This window comes from Dolichospermum sp. UHCC 0352 (assembly GCF_009711925.1).
Classification (GTDB): Bacteria; Cyanobacteriota; Cyanobacteriia; order Cyanobacteriales; family Nostocaceae; genus Dolichospermum; species Dolichospermum lemmermannii.
The window spans coordinates 1-18,427 of the sequence record NZ_VIKY01000320.1 but is presented as its reverse complement, the minus strand read 5'-3'; the positions used below and the strand labels follow the sequence as shown (position 1 = coordinate 18,427).

The window sequence follows — 18,427 nt, the reverse complement described above, 5'->3', positions numbered from 1 at the left end:
CGCCCAAACCCTCTTCACTCTTGCCTCTTGCCTCTTGCCTAGTGCCATAACGACGATTTTCAATGCTAACCTACTTACATTAATTATCGCATATTTATGGAAATGATAAAAATTGTCTTCCCTAGCACAATACCTTGTCCATTTCTTGTAGGTTGGGTTAAGCGACAGCGCAACCCAAAGCATTTGTTGGGTTTCATGCTTCAACCCAACCTACAAATCAAGGCTTTTTCTAATTTTGACAAGGTATTGCTAGCACAAATCGCAAACCATAATTATATTAAGTACAGTATCTTTATCTAGCTCACTGACTATGACCATAGCCTCAACCGCAGTAAATCCTTATTTAGCAGGCAATTTTGCCCCCATAAACACAGAAGTCAGCACTGACAACTTGGAAGTTATCGGAGAAATCCCTCCAGAATTATCAGGGATGTTTGTCCGCAATGGACCGAACCCACAATGGAGTCCCATTGGTCAATATCACTGGTTTGATGGCGATGGAATGTTACATGGTGTACAAATCAACGACGGTAAAGCCACTTATCACAATCGCTATGTGAGAACTAGGGGCTGGAATATTGAACATGAAGCTGGTAAAGCTGTGTGGAGTGGACTTTTAGAACCACCGCAAATGGACAACCCCCACGGACCGGGGAAAAATACCGCTAATACAGCCCTCGTATGGCACAATCAACAGCTTTTAGCATTATGGGAAGGAGGTGCGCCTCATCACATCAACACTGCTGACTTAGCGACTATTGGGGAACATACCTATAATGGTAAACTAATTTCCGCCTTTACCGCCCATCCCAAGGTAGATCCAGTTACGGGGGAAATGATGTTTTTTGGTTACGGTTTTAGACCACCTTATCTACAATATGGCGTAGTTTCCGCCCAAGGTGAGTTATTACGAACAGTACCCATAGAAATACCCACAGCGGTAATGATGCACGATTTCGCCATTACGGAAAATTATACCATTTTCATGGATTTACCCCTGACATTTAGTGCGGAACGAATGATGCGGGGAGAACCGATGATGATGTTTGAGAGCGATCGCCCCAGTCGGTTTGGTATAATGCCTCGTCATGGTGACAACAGCAATATTCGCTGGTTTGAATGTCCTCCTTGCTATGTCTTCCACACCCTCAACGCTTATGAAGCGGGAGACGAAGTGATTCTTATCGCTTGTCGCATGAATTCCACTAATGTCCTGATTTCCCAGGATACACACCGTGACAAAAAAGGAGACATTCCTTTTTTACACCGTTGGCGTTTTAACCTTAGCACAGGTGCAGTCACAGAAGAAAGAATAGATGATGTACCTGGAGAATTTCCCCGTGTCAACGAAAACTTTTTAGGGAGAAAAACCCAATATGGCTATGTGGGAAAAATGGCAAATAATCCAAATCCCTTATTTGATGGTCTAATCAAATACGATTTTGAAAATGGTAAATCCCAAACCCATGAATTTGGCAAAAATCGTTATGGGGGAGAAGCAGTATTTGCACCAGATCCTAATTCTACAGTAGAAGACAAAGGATGGCTGGTAACATTTATTTATGATGAAAATTCCCAAACATCAGAACTCGTAGTTATCAACGCGCAAGATATCACCAGCGAACCTATAGCGCGGGTAATGATTCCTCAACGTGTACCCTATGGATTCCACGGTATTTGGATTTCCTAATTGAGTAGGTTGGGTTGACGGATGTTACCCAACATTGTCATTATCAATTCTTTTGTTGGGTTGCGCTGTCGCTTAACCCAACCTACTTGGTAGGATTTTTCTCAACTAAATCAGCAAACTTTTTTAATATTTCCCAATACTTTTCTCCCGCAACAAAAGATAAATCATTATGGCTGGCTTTTTCTACCCAAAAAGAAAGTTTGGGAGATGATACAGCAGTAAATAATTTTTCTCCATGACTAAAAGGAATAATTTCGTCAGTTTTACCATGAATGATCAAAACTGGACATTTTACTTTTTTGATTTTTGCCAGATTCGTAAACTTATCAAAAGGTAAAAGTGGCACAGGAACAACTACCCGAAAAATCGAAGTAAAGCTACTTTCAACTATTAACCCACCTACAGGTTTTTTTGATGCTAAATCTACGGCTGAACCACCACCAACGGAACGCCCAAATACTATAATTTTTTGGGGAGGAACTTTTAAAGTTTGAGTTAAATAATTGTAAGCAGTATTAATGTCTTGATAAGCAGCTTTTTCTGTAGGAGTTCCTTCACTTGTTCCATAACCCCGATAATCATAAGCAAAGACACTAAAACCCAAATCTCGGATTTTTTCTAACCGTGATTTAATATATCCCAAATCTTCAGCATTACCATGAGCATAAAGAATAGTGTATTTAGCTTGAGGATTTCGTAAATAAATTGCCGAAATATTTTTATTATCTCCAGTTTTTATTTTGAGAATATCTTGATTATCTTGATAACTAGATGGTTGAGGCACAAAAATCATGCTGTCAGCACGAAAATAAACATAGACAGCAAAAAATGCGTAAATAAAAATTAGAGATTTTAACATTCGCTTCCAGGTTAAATCACCAATAAGTAGTTTTTTTAATTTTTGTTTATCCATAACTGCTAAACAAGGGCGAGTAAGAAAACCGGAATCCACAAATGTATTATTGTATATACTTATCAATACCCTCAACCCAAAATTGAAGCTGAATGGAACTGCTGCACCAAAAAGAAGACATCATTGCCCATCAGTATCGCATTCTAGATACCTTGGGACAAGGTGGAAGTGGGACGACATACCTTGCTGAAGAGTTAGAAAGCACTAAACAAGTGGCTCTCAAAGCCTTATCGCTCCACCGCATGACTGACTGGAAAATGATGGAATTGTTTGAGCGAGAAGCAAAAATTCTCTCCCAACTCAATCATCCAGGTATTCCTCAATATTTAGGATATTTTCAAGTAGAAACCCCCGAAGACCGTTATTTTTACATTGCCCAGCAACTGGCAGAAGGTAAGACACTGGCGGGGTTGGTAGAGAGTGGGTGGCGCACCAGTGAAGATGAGGTGCGGCGCATTGCTATCCAAATATTAGAAATTTTAGTGTATTTGCACTCCCTCAAGCCTCCTGTAGTTCATCGAGATATCAAGCCACATAATATTATTCGTGGTGACAATGGGCAGGTGTTTTTGGTGGATTTTGGGGCTGTACAACATACCTATTACACCACTTTTATGCGTGGAAGTACAGTAGTAGGAACTTATGGTTATATGGCTCCCGAACAGTTTCGATCACAAGCTGTACCTGCCACTGATTTGTATGCTTTAGGAGCAACTTTATTATTTCTTTTAACACACCGCTCCCCCGCAGATTTGGAGAGTGATGGATTAAAAATTAATTTCCGTCCCCATGTGCAGATTAGTGAAGAATTTGCCGACTGGCTAGAGAAAATGTTAGAGCCAGATACAGAAGATCGTTTTTCTTCGGCACAGAATGCTTTGGAAGTATTGCAGGGTAAGGGTAAGCTGACTGTAAAATCGAATGACTCTATTTCTCTTCAGTGGAAAAAAATAATTGGAGTTGGTATTACTGCTGTTACTGCTGTTACGCTGTTAAATTTATATAAGTGGGATATTTTAAGCAGCATTAGATTTACGGATATTGCTGGCGGGAATATACTTCACATAGCAGCAAAACAAGGTAACAAGGAGATAGTAAAACAGCAGCTTGAGCAAGGTGCTGATATCCATTCCACGAATAACGATGGTAACACTCCTCTGCATTTGGCAGCACAAAAAGATAATAGGGACACAGTAGAACTTCTGATTGCTAAGGGTGCTGATATCCATTCCACGAATAACGATGGTAACACTCCATTACACTTGGTAGACCGACTAGACATAGTAGAACTGCTGGTCGCTAGGGGTGCTGATGTCAATGCCAAAAACCACAATGGTAACACTCCAGAGCAAGAAAGAGGAGAACGTGCGATAGAACGTGCGAGGAACAAAACTGTAAAGTAATGATCAATCTAACGAAATACCACAAACAAAAATATGGAAGTATTGCACCAAGCTGGAGAAATTATCAATCAACGATATCGCATTCTACGTATATTGGGACAGGGTGGAGTTGGGATTACCTATGCAGCTATTGACTTAGAAAACAGCGAAGAAGTAGCTCTGAAAGTTTTATCATTACGCCGCATGAGTGACTGGAAAAAGATAGAGTTATTTGAAAGAGAAGCAAAAATTCTATCTCAACTTAACCATTCAGCAATTCCTCACTACTTGGATTATTTTCAAATAGATACTAACTCTGACCGTTCCTTTTATATTGTTCAACAATTAGCACCTGGAAATTCTCTGGCAACGTTAGTAGAAAATGGTTGGCTTCCTGATGAAGGAAAAATCAAACAAATAGCTATTCAAATGTTAGAAATTTTGATTTATTTACATTCTCTAACACCGCCAGTTATTCATCGTGATATTAAGCCACAAAATATTATTTTAAGCCATGATAAAAAGAAGTTATTCTTAGTAGATTTCGGAGCAGTAGCGGACACATATCATAATACTGTGACTGGCGGCAGTACAGTAGTAGGAACTTTCGGTTATATGGCTCCTGAACAGTTCCGTGGACAAGCTTTTCCGTCTACTGATTTATATGGTTTAGCAACAACATTGCTATTTTTGTTAACGGGAAAATCACCCACTGATTTACCACAGCGTCAACTCAAAATTGATTTTCGTCCCTACGTTGATATTTCTAAAGATTTTGCCAACTGGTTAGAACAAATGTTAGAACCAGTCAGTGCTGACCGTTTTTCTTCAGCGGCGGCAGCCTTAGCAACATTATTAGGTCAAATAGCACTCATACCTCGGCAACCAAAGAAAAGTAATGTAGTTTTGAGTAAAACGGAGAATAGTTTAATTATAACTATTCCTCCAGGGTGTTTTTACAACAATTACAGTTTTCTATTTTTATTTTTTTCTATAATTTTTTATAGTGTTTTTGTGCTAATTTATTGGATTATAGTTGTTGATTATCTCGGTGGGTGGGGATTATTAATATTACTATCATTATTATTAGTCCCATTATTTGTGATACCTGGATTAATCATCCCTGTCATAAAATTATTATATAAACTAATCTTCTCCAAACCTTTATCTCTTTTCATTACTTCTTTTATGAATTCTGTATCAACTACACTGCTACAAATTGATCAGGACTATATCAGCATAGAAATATGGTTACTTGGTTGGTGTATTCCGGAAATAAAAATTCCCAAGTCAGATATTATTAGTGTGGGATTCAATGGTATGATGGGTTATAAATTTTCTAATCTTCTAATTCTTTATATTGTCAGATCCTATTCTTCAGATAAAAATGGAGAAAATATTCAAACTTTTGAAAAAAAGAGACATTTTCGATTTGGTGCATTTTTGACACAACAAGAGAAAGAATGGCTAGTATGGGAGATAAAAAATACCTTAAATTAAGAATTTAGAGATTTTAACATTTGTTGAATAGGGCAGACTAGAAGCCCACCCTACAAAATTCAAAATTAATTACTGTTTTCAGTCAATTATCTCACAGAAAATGCCTCGCTAAACCGTCGAGTAATTGGTTCAATAATGAATGTCAAAACTGATTTTTGCCGGGTGACAATTTCGGCATTAGCAGCCATACCTGGATTAAATTCTACCTCTTGTCCGCGCACATTCAAAGAATGTTTACTTAACTTAATCCTTGTCGGAAAAACCAAACCTAAGTCTTTATCAATTACGGCATTGGGACTGATTTGTAATACTTCACCTTCAACTACACCAAATTCTTGAAAGGGAAAAGTGGCGATTTTGACTTTTGCTTTCATTCCCTGGTTAATAAAACCAATATCACGGTTAAGAACTTTTACTTCTAGGAGCATTTCTTCTCCTTCTGGTAAAATTGATAGTAGTTCTTCTCCAGATTGGACTGGACCTTTGGTAGCTTTAATTTTGTAAATTGTGCCGGCAACAGGGGCTTTGATAGTTTCTCCGTCTTTTTGTTGTCTAGCTTGTTCTAATTGACCAGCAACAGTAGTTAATTCTTCTTTGCGTTTGTTGATTTGGGTGAGAATTTCGCTTTGACGTTCTGAGGTTAACCGGATATTTTGATTACGCGCTGTTTGATAAGCCTGTTCTGCTTGATTAATTTCTTGAAATTGAGCAGCCGCGTCTTTTTCTAAAGAAGCAATTTTATCTTTCGCTTCTGTTAAATTATTTTGATTTTTAGTAATTTCATCGGAATTTCTGATAATATCTGCATTGGCACGATTTAATCTTTCTTTAGCATCCAGATAATCAACTCTCGTTAAAGCCCCTGGTTCAACCAAGGTACGAAGATTTTCTTCTCGTTGTTGAGCAATAGATAAATTATTATCTAACATAGAACGGAGACTTTTGACATTCTCTAAGTTTTTTTGAACATTGGTAAAACTGACTTTAGCATTTGCCAAATTTTCTTGTAAGCGACTCAACCGAACTTTGGCTTGATTAAGTATTGATTGTTGACGTTTGGCTTCTGCTGCTGCTGCTGCTTGTTTGGCTTTATAGTCTAATAACCGGGAGTTTAAAAGTTCATCTTGCAAAATTGTTCCCGCAGTTTTTCCTCCAGAACGTTCAGCTTGTAATCTTTGTAAATCATCTTCAATTAATTTACTAGATTTAGCTAGACGGTTAACATCAGTTTGTTGAAAATTGGGGTCACGTTGAATGAGAATTTGATCTTTAGTCACGCGATCGCCTTCTTTCACTTTCACTGCTAAAATAGAACCATTACCCAAAGCTGTCACTGGTCTAACTTGAGTAGAAGCAATTAATTCTCCTGTTGCTGTCGCTACTTCATCAATTTCTGAAAAATGCGCCCAGGAAATTGTTCCAAATATCACAAAACTCATTGTTCCCGCTAATAATCTTGTGTAAAGCGGTGGTAATTCCTGTACAGCTTTACCCAATTCATAGGATAATTGTTCTTCTGGTTTAGCAAATCTCTCTTTCGTTTGACGCGCTTGCACAGCATTTGCAGCTAGGGAAAATTTCATAATTTGTCAGTTTTGTTAGTTGTTTTTTTTATTGAGTGATCCCAATTTCATGTAAGCCTGATAAAACTAATTTCTCAAGGAAAAAAGGCTTAATCTGGTAATTTTGTGAAGCTGCATTAAGAATTAATATGAGCAATAACTAATTACTAAATGTTTAATATTAATCTATTTCAATATCAAATATTGTCATGTAAGTCACTACTTTATCCAGATCCCCGACTTCTTCAAGAAGTCGGGGATCTATTCTATACATAATAGTTTTTAGAGAAATTATCTGTATTTCTTCCTACAGTTAGAAGCAATTTTATCTACAATATACGTTAATGAGCTAGTAGCTTACTGGCGAAGGAAGTAAAAATTAACTTTATGATTGATCACAGCGACACAATTGCATCTCGTCAAGAAGGCAAATTTCCAGGTGTGGGTGGACTTGATTTGTATTACCAAAGCTGGCATCCTGGAGGTGAAGTTAAAGGAATCTTAGCCATTGTCCATGGACTCGGAGGACACAGCGGACTTTACAAGACCATAGTTGAGCATTTGTTACCGAAAGAATATGCTATCTATGGTTTTGATTTACGTGGTCACGGACGTTCATCTGGTCAAAGAGGTTATATTAATACCTGGGCAGAATTTCGTAATGACTTGCAAAGTTTCCTCAATTTGATTCAACAACAACAACCAGGATGCCCAATTTTTCTATTGGGACATAGTATGGGGGGAGTGATTGCATTAGATTATACTCTTCATTATGTACAAAATAAATCTGAGTTGTCAGGTGTGATTGCTTTTGCACCCAGTATTGGTCAAGTAGGAGTACCGCTGAGTCGTGTAGTTTTAGGTAAGTTACTCTCCCAGGTGTGGCCGCGTTTTTCCTTGAATATTGGTTTGGATTTTAGCGCAGGTTCACGAGATCAGAAAATTTTAAATTCCTATACTCAAGATAAATTACGCCATACTCTCGCTACTGCTAGGTTATCTACAGAGTTTTTTACTACAGTAGATTGGATTCATACTCACGCTGAAAAATGGCAAATACCTCTATTAATTTTACATGGTGGTGCTGATAGAATCGCTTTACCAGCAGGAAGTGCAACTTTTTATCAAAATGTTACCTATCCAGACAAGTTAAGAATTGAGTACCCTGGAGGCTATCATGATTTACACTACGATATTAATTATGTTGAGGTAATCACTGATTTAGTTAATTGGATGGATAAACATTTACCTGCTGCGGTAGTACCATTAAAATCAGTGAATAATCAATAATAGGCGGTAAATAATTTAAAATAGAGATGTTCCAAATAACGTCTCTATAAGAATTTCAAAAAATACACATTGATATTTCATAGATGTCTAATGGCTAGGAATACGAAATAGATAAAAGCCAGCAAGTGTAAAAATGAAAATCGTAGTTGCAGAATAAACAATTACATCTTTCACTAAAAAGGAAATCCAATCTTTTCTCAATTCTTGTTTAAACTTGAGTTCTCGTAATTTACGCTCAAGCTCTATATCTTCTTTATCAGGTAATCTGGTATAAGGACTAATCTCTAAATCATCAATCAATTCTTCTGTAGCATTTGCATTTTGCCAATTATCTAATGGAGAATTAGAATCAGCCAAGACAATTGGCAAATTATCCTGATTTTGATTTTTGATCTCTTTTCTAATTACCTTTTTGACAATTTTGACGATTAAAGCTTCTAAATTTTTATCCGCCATATCTAGTAAAGTAAAATATTTTAATCATGAAGACTCAAAATAAATTAGTATTTTCTTCATTATCCAAAATACCGCCAAACCCTTTACAGGTATGACGGTGATTAGTTTACCTTTTATAGTTCCCCAATAATTTCTGGCTGATTTAATTCATCAGACATTTCGATAATTGCTCTGAGAACAGGCTTCATTATGGAATCTTCGTTATTTTCAAAATCTTCATAACGTCGCCGTTTAGCACGATTTGCAACTTGTACCGTAATGCGATAGCGATTTGATGCAGCACTAATTAATTCTTCTGCACGGTGCATGATTTGAGACTGAGTTGTCTCGAACTTAGAACGTTTAAGCATAATTGATAACTCTGGAGATTCTATCCCAGTTTACTCGGATTTTTCAATTTTAGAGATGGAAAGGAAAATGATCCTTGGGAAATTTGCCTAACTAAGAGAATCAAACTAAGAATTTGGCGCATTTGTTGAATTTGCTGTTTAAGTATTTGGTTCTCTAATCGGAGATTGCGAATTTTTTCTTTACCGATATAAATATTATCTGGTACTGTATGTAGGGCTGCATAACTAGCACGTTCATATTGATTAAATGTATCTGTTATAAATGCTAAAGTATCTTTTGCTTTTCGTAATTGTTGAGCTAGATAAAGGAGCATGAGGGAAATAAGGATATTAATCAGGACAACGATAGTTACCATTTTTATGTTGTTTGCCACTGATTTAATCAAAATTGTAGGTCTATTATATCAGCATTGTCACTTTTTATCTGGGGATCTCTTTTATTTTGAGGCATGACGCTGCTGAAAAAATCAAATAGGATTACTATAGAATTTTATAATTATCCTTTGCCAATTTCTTCCATGACCGAAAACACAAAAGCAATAGTTATATTTGATATAGACGGGGTTATCCGTGACGTGAGCGGTTCATATCGTCGCGCTATCTCCGATACAGTAGAGTATTTCACTACCCAAGCCTATCGTCCCACACCTGTAGACATTGATCACCTCAAATCTGAAGGAATTTGGAATAACGATTGGGAAGCCTCCCAGGAATTAATTTACCGTCATTTTATCAGTCAAGGACAGCAGCGACAAGAAATACAATTAGATTATGCCAACATAGTTACTTATTTTCAAAGCCGTTATCGCGGTACAGATACCAAAAATTGGAATGGCTATATTTGTCATGAACCTTTATTAGCCCAGCCGAGTTATTTTCAAGAATTAACAAAATCTGGTATTGCTTGGGGTTTTTTTAGTGGTGCTACTCGTTTGAGTGCTAACTACATTTTAGAAAAACGTTTGGGTTTACAATCTCCTGTTTTAATTGCTATGGAAGACGCACCTGGTAAACCAGATCCGACTGGACTTTTTGCTACTATTAATATATTAGAAAATGGTAGTAATCAAAAACCAACAGTTGTATATGTAGGTGATACGGTAGCAGATATGCACACTGTGGAAAAAGCAAAAGCTGTAGATAATTCTCGGACTTGGTTAGGTGTAGGAGTTTTACCTCCCCATGTTCAGGAAACAGTAGAAGGATGTGAAGTTTATACACAGAAGCTAATACAAGCTGGGGCAAAGATAGTATTGAATAATGTCCAAGAATTAACAATTAGGACAATTTCTAAATTAGAATTGTGATCTCATTCAATGAGATTTTTTTTTCATTACCTACCCGATATTCATTTAATTTGTAATCATAGGAAATTCATCAAAATGTCTAATTTAAAACTACCTGATGGACCAAAAACCCACCCTTGGATACAGACATATCAATGGTTAAAAGATCCTTTGGGATATATGGAAGAATGTGCTAAAAACTATGGTGATATTTTTACTTTGAGAGTTGGTCCAGTTTTCACTCCGCAGATATTTATTAGCAATCCTCAAGCAATTCAACAGATTTTCACCACAGATACCAAACAGTTAGATTCCGGTGAACCAGCAGGAGTTCAATCCCCTTTATTGGGAAGACAATCTTTATTAGCATTAGAAGGGAAACCTCATCAACGTCAACGTAAATTATTAACTCCTCCTTTACATGGAGAAAGAATGTTGGCTTATGGTGATTTAATTAGCGAAATTACTCAGCAAGTTACTAATAAATGGCAAATTGGACAAACATTTAATATCCTTTATTCTATGCAAGAAATCTCTTTTGAAGTGATTTTAAAAGCTGTATTTGGTTTACAGGATGGCTCACATTATGAGCAATTGAAGACATTATTATTAAAGATTCTCAATCCTAAACAACCTTTTTTGCGAGCCATGATGTTAGTTTTTCCATTCTTGCAAAAGGATTTAGGTGCGTGGAGTCCTTGGCACAAATTCTTACAGTTAAAAGCTGAAATTGACGAAGTTATCTATGCGGAAATTAAGGAACGTCAAGAAAAACCCGATTCATCTCGCAGTGATATATTATCTTTGATGATGGCTGCTAGAGATGAAAATGGTCAACCTATGAGTGATGTTGAATTACGAGATGAATTGATTACTTTATTGATAGCTGGTCATGAAACTACTGCAACTTCTTTAACATGGGCGCTTTATTGGATTAATCATGTCCCACAGGTAAGAGCAAAATTATTGCAAGAATTGGATAATTTAGGTGAAAATCCAGATGCGAATGAGATTTTTAAATTACCCTATTTAAATGCTGTTTGTTCAGAAACATTGCGAATGTATCCGGTGGCCATGTTGGCTTTAAATAGATTGGTAAAATCACCCTTTGAGTTGATGGGTTATAATTTAGAAGCAGGAACTATTGTTATTCCTTGTATTTATCTCACTCATCATCGAGAAGATTTATATCCTGATTCTAAACAGTTTAAACCAGAGCGTTTTTTAGAACGGCAATTTTCTCCTACTGAGTTTGTACCTTTTGGTGGTGGAAATCGTCGCTGTATTGGCATGGCTTTTGCTTTATTTGAAATGAAATTGGTATTAGCAAATGTGTTGTCTAATTGGAATATGGAATTGGCTGATACTCAACCAGTACAACCGGCACGGAAGGGGGCTTTATTGGGTCCAGGTGGGGGTGTGAAAATGATTGTGAAGGGGAAAAGAGAGAAAAATCAGCCTATTTTGGAAAAAGCGCGTTAGTTGAGGTTTTTAAGAGGTGTGTTAGCTACGCTAACGCACCCATAATTTTTTTGCTCAATAATGTAGGATACTCAATAATAATTAAACTCTTTGATTTAAAACAGGTTTACCAGTAGATACAGCCTGTTCCACAATATCAATCGCTCGCTTTGTTCCCCCAGCTTTCTTAATTGCTGCTTGTAACCGCAAAGCATTCCTTTGATAACTATCCTCCGTCAACACCTTTTTAATAGCAGTCCGCAAATTATTAACATTAACTTTTTTCACAGGAATAGCTTCCCCAGATCCTGACCAAACTATCCGCGAAGCTACTCCTGGTTGGTCATTTGCAATGGGAATAGCTACCATTGGTACACCATTATTTAAAGATTCCAAAGTTGTATTCATGCCAGCATGAGTAATAGTCAGAGTTGTTTTTTGTAACAATTCTAATTGTGGTGCATAACTCACAACCAAAGGATTTCCAGGTAGTCCTTGTAAAGCTTCAGGACTTGCAGAACCACCTAAAGAAATTATTAATTGGGCATCTAACCCGTTACAAGCTTCCGCAATATAGTGGAAAATTTCCAATAAGCGATTTTGGATAGTTCCCATTGAGGCGTAAATGAGGGGTTGTCCAGTCAGCTTTTCAAATGGAAAAGGAGTTGGTTCTCTACTGGAAATATTATTGTAAGGACCAGTGAAATGAAAGCAATTAGGTAAATTCTGCCTGGGAAATTCAAACTCACTGGGTTGTTGACAAAGTTGAGCGAGTTTTGAATAATAATCATTGGGATTTAAGATCGGCTGTAAATTCCATTCAGACCGATACTCATTAATAACATCTCGAATAGGTTTCCCCGCACGGTTTAATAGCTTATAACCTGCCCAGTTGCGTACTTTTGCCCAATGGGAAGAATTATAACTCCAAGATGTACTAAAAGGTGGAACACTTACATCTCGATTAATCATTAAGGCAGAAGCACAGCTAACAAAGGGAATGTTGAGAGACTCAGCAATACTCCCTCCCTCAGGAGCAACTTGATCTACTATAAGTGCATCTATACCTGCTTGTTTAATTAAGGTTGGAACTTCGCGCAGGGTGACAACTGCCCCTTGTTGTATATATTTTATCGTATATCGCAATGCAGCAAATCCGCTCATTTTTCCTAATTCGGTAAATAGTTCTTTCATGAACCCTTTAGGAAAATCAGACTCACCAATTGACTGAAATTCTAACCCTGCTGCTATGGCCTTTGGTTCAGCATCAAGAATACCAAATAAAGTAACGCGATGACCCTGTTTTTTTAATTCATACCCTAAAGTAGTCATAGGGTTGAGGTGTCCAGATGCCGCAGGACATATTAAGCCATAATGAGTCATAATCGTGTTTTCTCCTTATTTATAATGATATATACCAGAAAACTGCCCCATAGATTCAACGCAGATCACTGTAGTAGGTTTGGATCTATGTTTAAAATACTTTATTAGTGTAATATCATTGCGTCAGACTTTCACCGAGGTCAACACTAAGGAAATAATGATTAAATCTTGGATGATAATTGGCAGTATCGCATTCTTAGTAGGCTTTATCGGTAACTGGATTACACCAAATCAGAGTCAATGGTTTAGACAATTACAAAGACCTAAATGGTTAACCTTTGAATCAGCAATTCCCCTGATTTGGACTATAATTTTTATCTGTGGTGCTTGGTCAGCTTACATCATTTGGGAACACAGCCCAAATACTGATATAACCCGTTTAATGATGGGTTTGTACCTACTACTAGAGATATTTACTATAGCTTACAGCCCTGTAATGTTACGTTTTCGCAGTCTCATCGCTGGTACAATCCTCGGTGGTACAGGATTACTCATTTGTCTGTTAATCACACTTGCAGTCTTATCAGTATCCTTCTGGGCAGCATTACTATTATTGCCCTATTTACTTTGGAGTCCCATAGGTACATACACCACATGGCAAATGAGTCGTCTTAATCCCCAAGATGCTTAAGCAGAAAAGTTGAAAGTCTCTTTGTGTTTGACTTTCAACTTTTGATAATAGATTATATTCTATTCTTTGCTCTTTCTTCCTTTGCGTCTTTGCTCCTTAGCGTCTTTGCGCGAAACAAAATCAAGATTTATTACAAAACAGAAGATTTATTTTCTGTCGTCTGAATGAAAGTTTGAAAATTCCCATTGGGTGTCCATTGAATTGCACCATCTTTGCCAGTCGAGAAAAGTTTTGTTTCTCCTTTACTCAAAGAAGATAATACTTTACTATCTAGATTATTAGCAGGAGCAATCGCTATTTGTGGTTTGAGTGCTAAAACTAAATCCTGCAAAGATTCTGATGGACACCACAACACCTGGGGAGAAGATAAATCCCCACTCTTAATCAATTCTGCAATTTGTTGAGACTTAATATTTCCTACCAATAACCAATTCTGATTAAAAATCTGTAACTTTAAAATCGGTACTTCATCATTAATTAATTGTGCTGTAATTGTCGGATTATTTATAGATTGACCAACTGCTAAATTTTGATAGATTCCTTGCTGTTTTTGCAGTTCCTTTTGTAGTAATTGAGTTGTAATATTGTCTGCTAACTTAGGAGTATATTCGTATAAATTCTTAATTGGTAAACTTTGCATAATTTCCAACCAAGCATCATTGGTATAACCAGGAAACTTACTAGCGATCGCCCAATTAATCTGATTTATTCCTTGCTGCCTTAAAAATGGTAAAATAGTAAATCTACCAGTCCCTTCATTCCCCCCATTAATGACCGTAATATTCCCCCGATCTTGAATTACTAAAACAGGTTCATTTTTAGTATCTAACAAAGTAATTCTCACCAAATTATTAGCAGAATGCCAACTAGGAACAAGTATCAAACCAACTGCAATTAAACCTGCAAACCACCAACGTTTTTGCCACCATTTAACTAACCAAACTAAAATAATTAAAAGATAGATAGTCAACATTTGCCAAATTGATATACTACCAACTGGTATCTGGCTTCCTGGTAAATGATCGAAAAATTCCACCATTTGAATTAACCAATGGGTGGGATAATATAAAAAACTGGCTAAAGTGCCACCTAACTCTGGTGAAATTAAACTTACCAAACCGCTAATCATTCCCCCAATACTAATCACAGAAATAAATGGTGTCGTCAAAATATTGAGAGGCACACTATAAACTATAATCACACAAGCAAAATCCAGCAATCGAGGTAAAGTCCAAATTGTAGCTGCTAAAGGTACAGAAATTAAAGAAGCGATCGCAGGAGGTAGCCAATCTAAACGTTGAGTAATAGATGATGCAGTGACAACCAATCCCAAAGTCGCTAAAAAACTCAATTGAAAACCTAAATTCCAAATCCACAAAGGATTAAACAACAATAATAAAGTAGCCGCTATTAACAAAGACCCCAACTGCTTAACATTTCTTTCCAAAGCCAAACCCAGCAAAGCCGCAAAACCCATAATTTCCGCTCTTAACACCGCAGGTTCAAAACCTACTAAAAACAAAAACACAATTAAACTCAAGCCACCCAGGGTAATCTGCGTCGCTTTATTTGTACGTCTTGTTAGCTGTAAAACTACACCTAAAATTAGAGAAGTTTGAAACCCAGATGCAGCCAAAGCAGGAGCTAAACCAGTCCTGACAAATAAATCCCGGATATCATAAGGTAAATCAACGGCTTTACTACCTAAAACCATTGCACTGACAAGGGGACCTTCAGGAACACCTAATAAACGAGCTTGCGATCGCCCAATTTTCTCACGAACTTGCCACCATCCCCAAGGACGTTCATCATCAAGAATATTAATCTGTCTACCAATTAAACCCGCAAAGGTCCCCTCCTGCCGCAGATATTTCTGAAAATCAAACCCACCAGGATTGGAAGCCGCAGTCGGTTTATACAAAAATCCAGTCACCGCAATTTGTTGTCCAGGATATAACCCAGTAGATTGGAGTATCGGTACAGTCACATATAACCTACCCGTCACCCCCTTGCTACTCCCTAGAGATCCTGTAACACTCTTAACTTCATCCAACTGAGTCACTGCTAACCAAAATTGTCCCCGTTGACTACGAGTTATCCGGGGATTACTATCCACCAAACCGCGTACAATTACCAATTGTTCAAGATTACTATTATCCCCAGCCGCAAATTGACTAATATCTTTGATTCCCGGTTGAGGGACTCGGAATTGTAAATAAACAGTAGCCAAAAAACCCACCACACCAGCTATTAACCATATTCTAGGATGGGGAGTACCTGCCCAGTTATTAACTACTGTTTTCTGTTTCGCAACGGCATTTTCTTTTTTGAGAGCAAATTGCCGCAAATTAGCATATATGCGGCGAAACAAAACCGCTCCCACCACACCCAATAGCAAAATCCATATACCGCCCCAGGGAATTGCGGTAAATAGCAAACCCAAAATATAACTAAGACAGATAATTATTCCACTCGTCTGCATCATAAATCAAAATAATTGCCAAAGCGCCCAAACCAGAAAATATAGCATCAATATTTAACTTGCTTTGGAAAGATATAATTTATCTTTGGTGACTTTGGCAATAATAACATCACAAAGAAATGCCTAAATTTAACCCTAATACAGCATGAACAAACATAATCAAAAGAGTTGTAGACCCTAAATAAGCATGAACTGCACGCAAACCAGCTTTATTTCCAAAAAATCCACTTAGAGAAATTACACCATTAATTAACAACAGTATTAGTACCAGTGAACCCGTCCAAAAATGAGGACTTTCAAACAGTGGTTTTTGCTGCATCACTAAAGATAAAATCCCACCAGTATAGCCACCTGCCAAAAATACAAACAACCAAGGAGCTAATTGACGATGAGCATTACGGCTTTGAATAGCTGCATCCTTATCCTTCCCCTCCAGCAACTTTCCGCGCCAACCCGTCACCCCCACAAAAGTCCCTACCACAAAAATCACAATTCCCATCATCGCTGGATGTCCCCAATGCACAACCGCTTCAGGAACACCTAGAGAACGAAACCAACCCGCAATCGGTTCTAAAACTTCACTTACATTTATCATCTGACACACACCACAATTGTTAACATCAACATCTGCAACCCTCCTACACTGGAGGGGTGAAAAATTTGGCGTTGCTGATAGCCTGCGTGACGAAGCCATATTTAAATATGAATTCTTTGGCTTTCATGTTTAAAACTCTTACCTTTGCGACTTTGCGCCTTTGCGTGAGCTTATTCATACTTCAATTAGGCAACGCCAAAAATCTTATCTTACGGTATCTTTCAGCAACGGAAAACCCAACTTTTCCCTTTGCTCAACATATAAATGAGCCACCTTTCTAGCCAAATGTCGAATCCTGGTAATGTAACGAGTCCGTTCCGTCACCGAAATTACCCCTCTGGCATCCAGCAAATTAAAAGCATGAGAACACTTAATTACATAGTCCAAGCTAGGTAAAACCAATCCTCGCTCTGTTAATTGAGTAGCTTCCTGCTCATATAAGCCAAACAAAGTCAGCAACATCTCAGGATTCGACGCTTCAAAATTATAAGTACACTGTTCAATCTCACCCTGAAGATGAACATCACCATAAGTAATGTTATCGGTCCACTGAATCTTAGTAATAGCCTCTACCTGCTGGAGATACATCACCAATCGCTCCAACCCATAAGTAATCTCAATAGATACAGGACGGCAATCAATACCGCCACATTGCTGGAAATAGGTAAATTGAGTAATTTCCATCCCATCTAACCAAACTTCCCAGCCAGTACCCCAAGCCCCCACCGTCGCATCTTCCCAATTATCCTCCACAAACCGAATATCGTGGTCTTCAGGACGAATCCCTAATGCCCGTAAAGAATCCAGATAAATTTCCTGAATATCATCCGGTGAAGGCTTAATCAAAACCTGATATTGATAATAATGCTGAAACCGATTCGGATTTTCGCCATAACGTCCATCAGTAGGACGACGACAAGGTTCAACATAAGCCACAGCCCAAGGTTCAGGACCCAAAGCCCTCAAAAAAGTATGGGGATTCTTAGTACCCGCGCCCTTCTCCATATCATAGGGCTGGGCAATCAAGCAGCCACGCTGTCCCCAAAACTGATGCAATACCGCTATTACCGACTGAAAATTCACTATCTACTCTTCCTTGAGTCAACAATTCCTAACCTATTGTGGACTAAACCCAGCATAGTAAGCAGTTTTCAGACAGAACGAAAAAACAAATTCCAAAATAGTTTGAAAAAGTAGTTGACAAACCAAAGCAGGTTCGATATATTAAATAAGTGCCTGAAGCGAAGCGAAACAAACGCCGCGCCTAAGTCGCACCGAACCTTGAAAATATTATAGTTTGAAAGCCAGAATACAACAAGTACCCTGCGTCAGAAAAAGAAAATAACCTGACCGTGGTTGTAAAAACGGTTAAGAAAGAGCTACAGACGAACCAAAATGGAGAGTTTGATCCTGGCTCAGGATGAACGCTGGCGGTATGCTTAACAC

At 37.7% G+C, this 18,427-nt stretch carries 16 protein-coding genes; 7 read left to right on the top strand and 9 right to left on the bottom strand.

Annotation, left to right across the window (positions count from 1 at the left end; genetic code table 11):
- Nucleotides 1-316: 316 nt before the first annotated feature.
- Nucleotides 317-1,690: a carotenoid oxygenase family protein gene (locus FJR06_RS23330; protein ID WP_168652371.1), complete on the top strand. Its 1,374-nt coding sequence runs from the start codon at nucleotides 317-319 to the stop codon at nucleotides 1,688-1,690.
- 82 nt (nucleotides 1,691-1,772) lie between these two features.
- Here the strand turns inward: FJR06_RS23330 and FJR06_RS23325 are convergent, their stop codons facing one another.
- Nucleotides 1,773-2,603 carry an alpha/beta hydrolase gene (locus tag FJR06_RS23325; protein WP_168652370.1) on the bottom strand — a complete coding sequence of 277 codons (831 nt, stop codon included), beginning with the start codon at nucleotides 2,601-2,603 and terminating at the stop codon, nucleotides 1,773-1,775.
- Between the two features lie 92 nt (nucleotides 2,604-2,695).
- On the opposite strand from FJR06_RS23325, the gene FJR06_RS23320 reads away from it, so the two are divergent.
- Entirely contained in the window at nucleotides 2,696-4,006 is a 1,311-nt protein-coding gene (locus FJR06_RS23320) for an ankyrin repeat domain-containing protein (RefSeq protein WP_168652369.1), read from the top strand.
- A 33-nt stretch (nucleotides 4,007-4,039) separates the two neighbouring features.
- Nucleotides 4,040-5,485, top strand: coding sequence for a serine/threonine-protein kinase (locus tag FJR06_RS23315; RefSeq protein ID WP_168652368.1), 1,446 nt, complete (start codon nucleotides 4,040-4,042; stop codon nucleotides 5,483-5,485).
- A gap of 86 nt (nucleotides 5,486-5,571) precedes the next feature.
- Here FJR06_RS23315 and FJR06_RS23310 read toward each other — a convergent pair whose 3' ends face one another.
- Nucleotides 5,572-7,068: an HlyD family efflux transporter periplasmic adaptor subunit gene (locus FJR06_RS23310; RefSeq protein WP_015079486.1), complete on the bottom strand. Its 1,497-nt coding sequence runs from the start codon at nucleotides 7,066-7,068 to the stop codon at nucleotides 5,572-5,574.
- Between the two features lie 366 nt (nucleotides 7,069-7,434).
- Here FJR06_RS23310 and FJR06_RS23305 point away from each other — a divergent pair, with 366 nt between their 5' ends.
- Complete coding sequence (locus tag FJR06_RS23305) at nucleotides 7,435-8,337, top strand: alpha/beta hydrolase (protein ID WP_015079485.1); 903 nt, start codon at nucleotides 7,435-7,437, stop codon at nucleotides 8,335-8,337.
- 87 nt (nucleotides 8,338-8,424) lie between these two features.
- Here FJR06_RS23305 and FJR06_RS23895 read toward each other — a convergent pair whose 3' ends face one another.
- The 3 genes from FJR06_RS23895 to FJR06_RS23290 all read right to left on the bottom strand — a co-directional run bounded on the left by FJR06_RS23895 (nucleotide 8,425) and on the right by FJR06_RS23290 (nucleotide 9,517).
- Nucleotides 8,425-8,793, bottom strand: a complete 369-nt coding sequence (locus FJR06_RS23895; protein WP_015079484.1) for a hypothetical protein — start codon at nucleotides 8,791-8,793, stop codon at nucleotides 8,425-8,427.
- Nucleotides 8,794-8,906: 113 nt separating this feature from the next.
- Entirely contained in the window at nucleotides 8,907-9,143 is a 237-nt protein-coding gene (locus FJR06_RS23295; RefSeq protein WP_015079483.1) for a DNA-directed RNA polymerase subunit omega, read from the bottom strand.
- 20 nt (nucleotides 9,144-9,163) lie between these two features.
- Nucleotides 9,164-9,517 carry a hypothetical protein gene (locus FJR06_RS23290; RefSeq protein ID WP_235081973.1) on the bottom strand — a complete coding sequence of 118 codons (354 nt, stop codon included), beginning with the start codon at nucleotides 9,515-9,517 and terminating at the stop codon, nucleotides 9,164-9,166.
- A 144-nt stretch (nucleotides 9,518-9,661) separates the two neighbouring features.
- On the opposite strand from FJR06_RS23290, the gene FJR06_RS23285 reads away from it, so the two are divergent.
- Both FJR06_RS23285 and FJR06_RS23280 read left to right on the top strand, forming a co-directional pair.
- On the top strand, nucleotides 9,662-10,450 hold the full coding sequence (locus FJR06_RS23285) for a TIGR01548 family HAD-type hydrolase (protein ID WP_168652367.1): 789 nt from the start codon (nucleotides 9,662-9,664) through the stop codon (nucleotides 10,448-10,450).
- A 75-nt stretch (nucleotides 10,451-10,525) separates the two neighbouring features.
- Nucleotides 10,526-11,911 carry a cytochrome P450 gene (locus FJR06_RS23280; RefSeq protein ID WP_168652366.1) on the top strand — a complete coding sequence of 462 codons (1,386 nt, stop codon included), beginning with the start codon at nucleotides 10,526-10,528 and terminating at the stop codon, nucleotides 11,909-11,911.
- Between the two features lie 81 nt (nucleotides 11,912-11,992).
- Here FJR06_RS23280 and FJR06_RS23275 read toward each other — a convergent pair whose 3' ends face one another.
- The gene (locus tag FJR06_RS23275) at nucleotides 11,993-13,273 is read right to left on the bottom strand and encodes a glycosyltransferase (protein ID WP_168652365.1); all 1,281 of its coding nucleotides are present in this window, start codon (nucleotides 13,271-13,273) and stop codon (nucleotides 11,993-11,995) included.
- 157 nt (nucleotides 13,274-13,430) lie between these two features.
- Here FJR06_RS23275 and FJR06_RS23270 point away from each other — a divergent pair, with 157 nt between their 5' ends.
- Nucleotides 13,431-13,904 (top strand): TspO/MBR family protein, encoded by a 474-nt coding sequence (locus FJR06_RS23270; RefSeq protein WP_168652364.1) that lies wholly within the window; start codon nucleotides 13,431-13,433, stop codon nucleotides 13,902-13,904.
- Nucleotides 13,905-14,034: 130 nt separating this feature from the next.
- Here the strand turns inward: FJR06_RS23270 and FJR06_RS23265 are convergent, their stop codons facing one another.
- From FJR06_RS23265 to glyQ, 3 genes are all read right to left on the bottom strand, one after another.
- A complete protein-coding gene (locus FJR06_RS23265; protein ID WP_015079477.1) occupies nucleotides 14,035-16,389 on the bottom strand; it encodes a ComEC/Rec2 family competence protein in 2,355 nt (784 codons plus the stop codon).
- Between the two features lie 106 nt (nucleotides 16,390-16,495).
- Nucleotides 16,496-16,981 carry a DUF4079 domain-containing protein gene (locus FJR06_RS23260; RefSeq protein WP_015079476.1) on the bottom strand — a complete coding sequence of 162 codons (486 nt, stop codon included), beginning with the start codon at nucleotides 16,979-16,981 and terminating at the stop codon, nucleotides 16,496-16,498.
- 204 nt (nucleotides 16,982-17,185) lie between these two features.
- The gene (gene glyQ, locus FJR06_RS23255; protein WP_015079475.1) at nucleotides 17,186-18,064 is read right to left on the bottom strand and encodes a glycine--tRNA ligase subunit alpha; all 879 of its coding nucleotides are present in this window, start codon (nucleotides 18,062-18,064) and stop codon (nucleotides 17,186-17,188) included.
- Nucleotides 18,065-18,427: the final 363 nt, after the last annotated feature.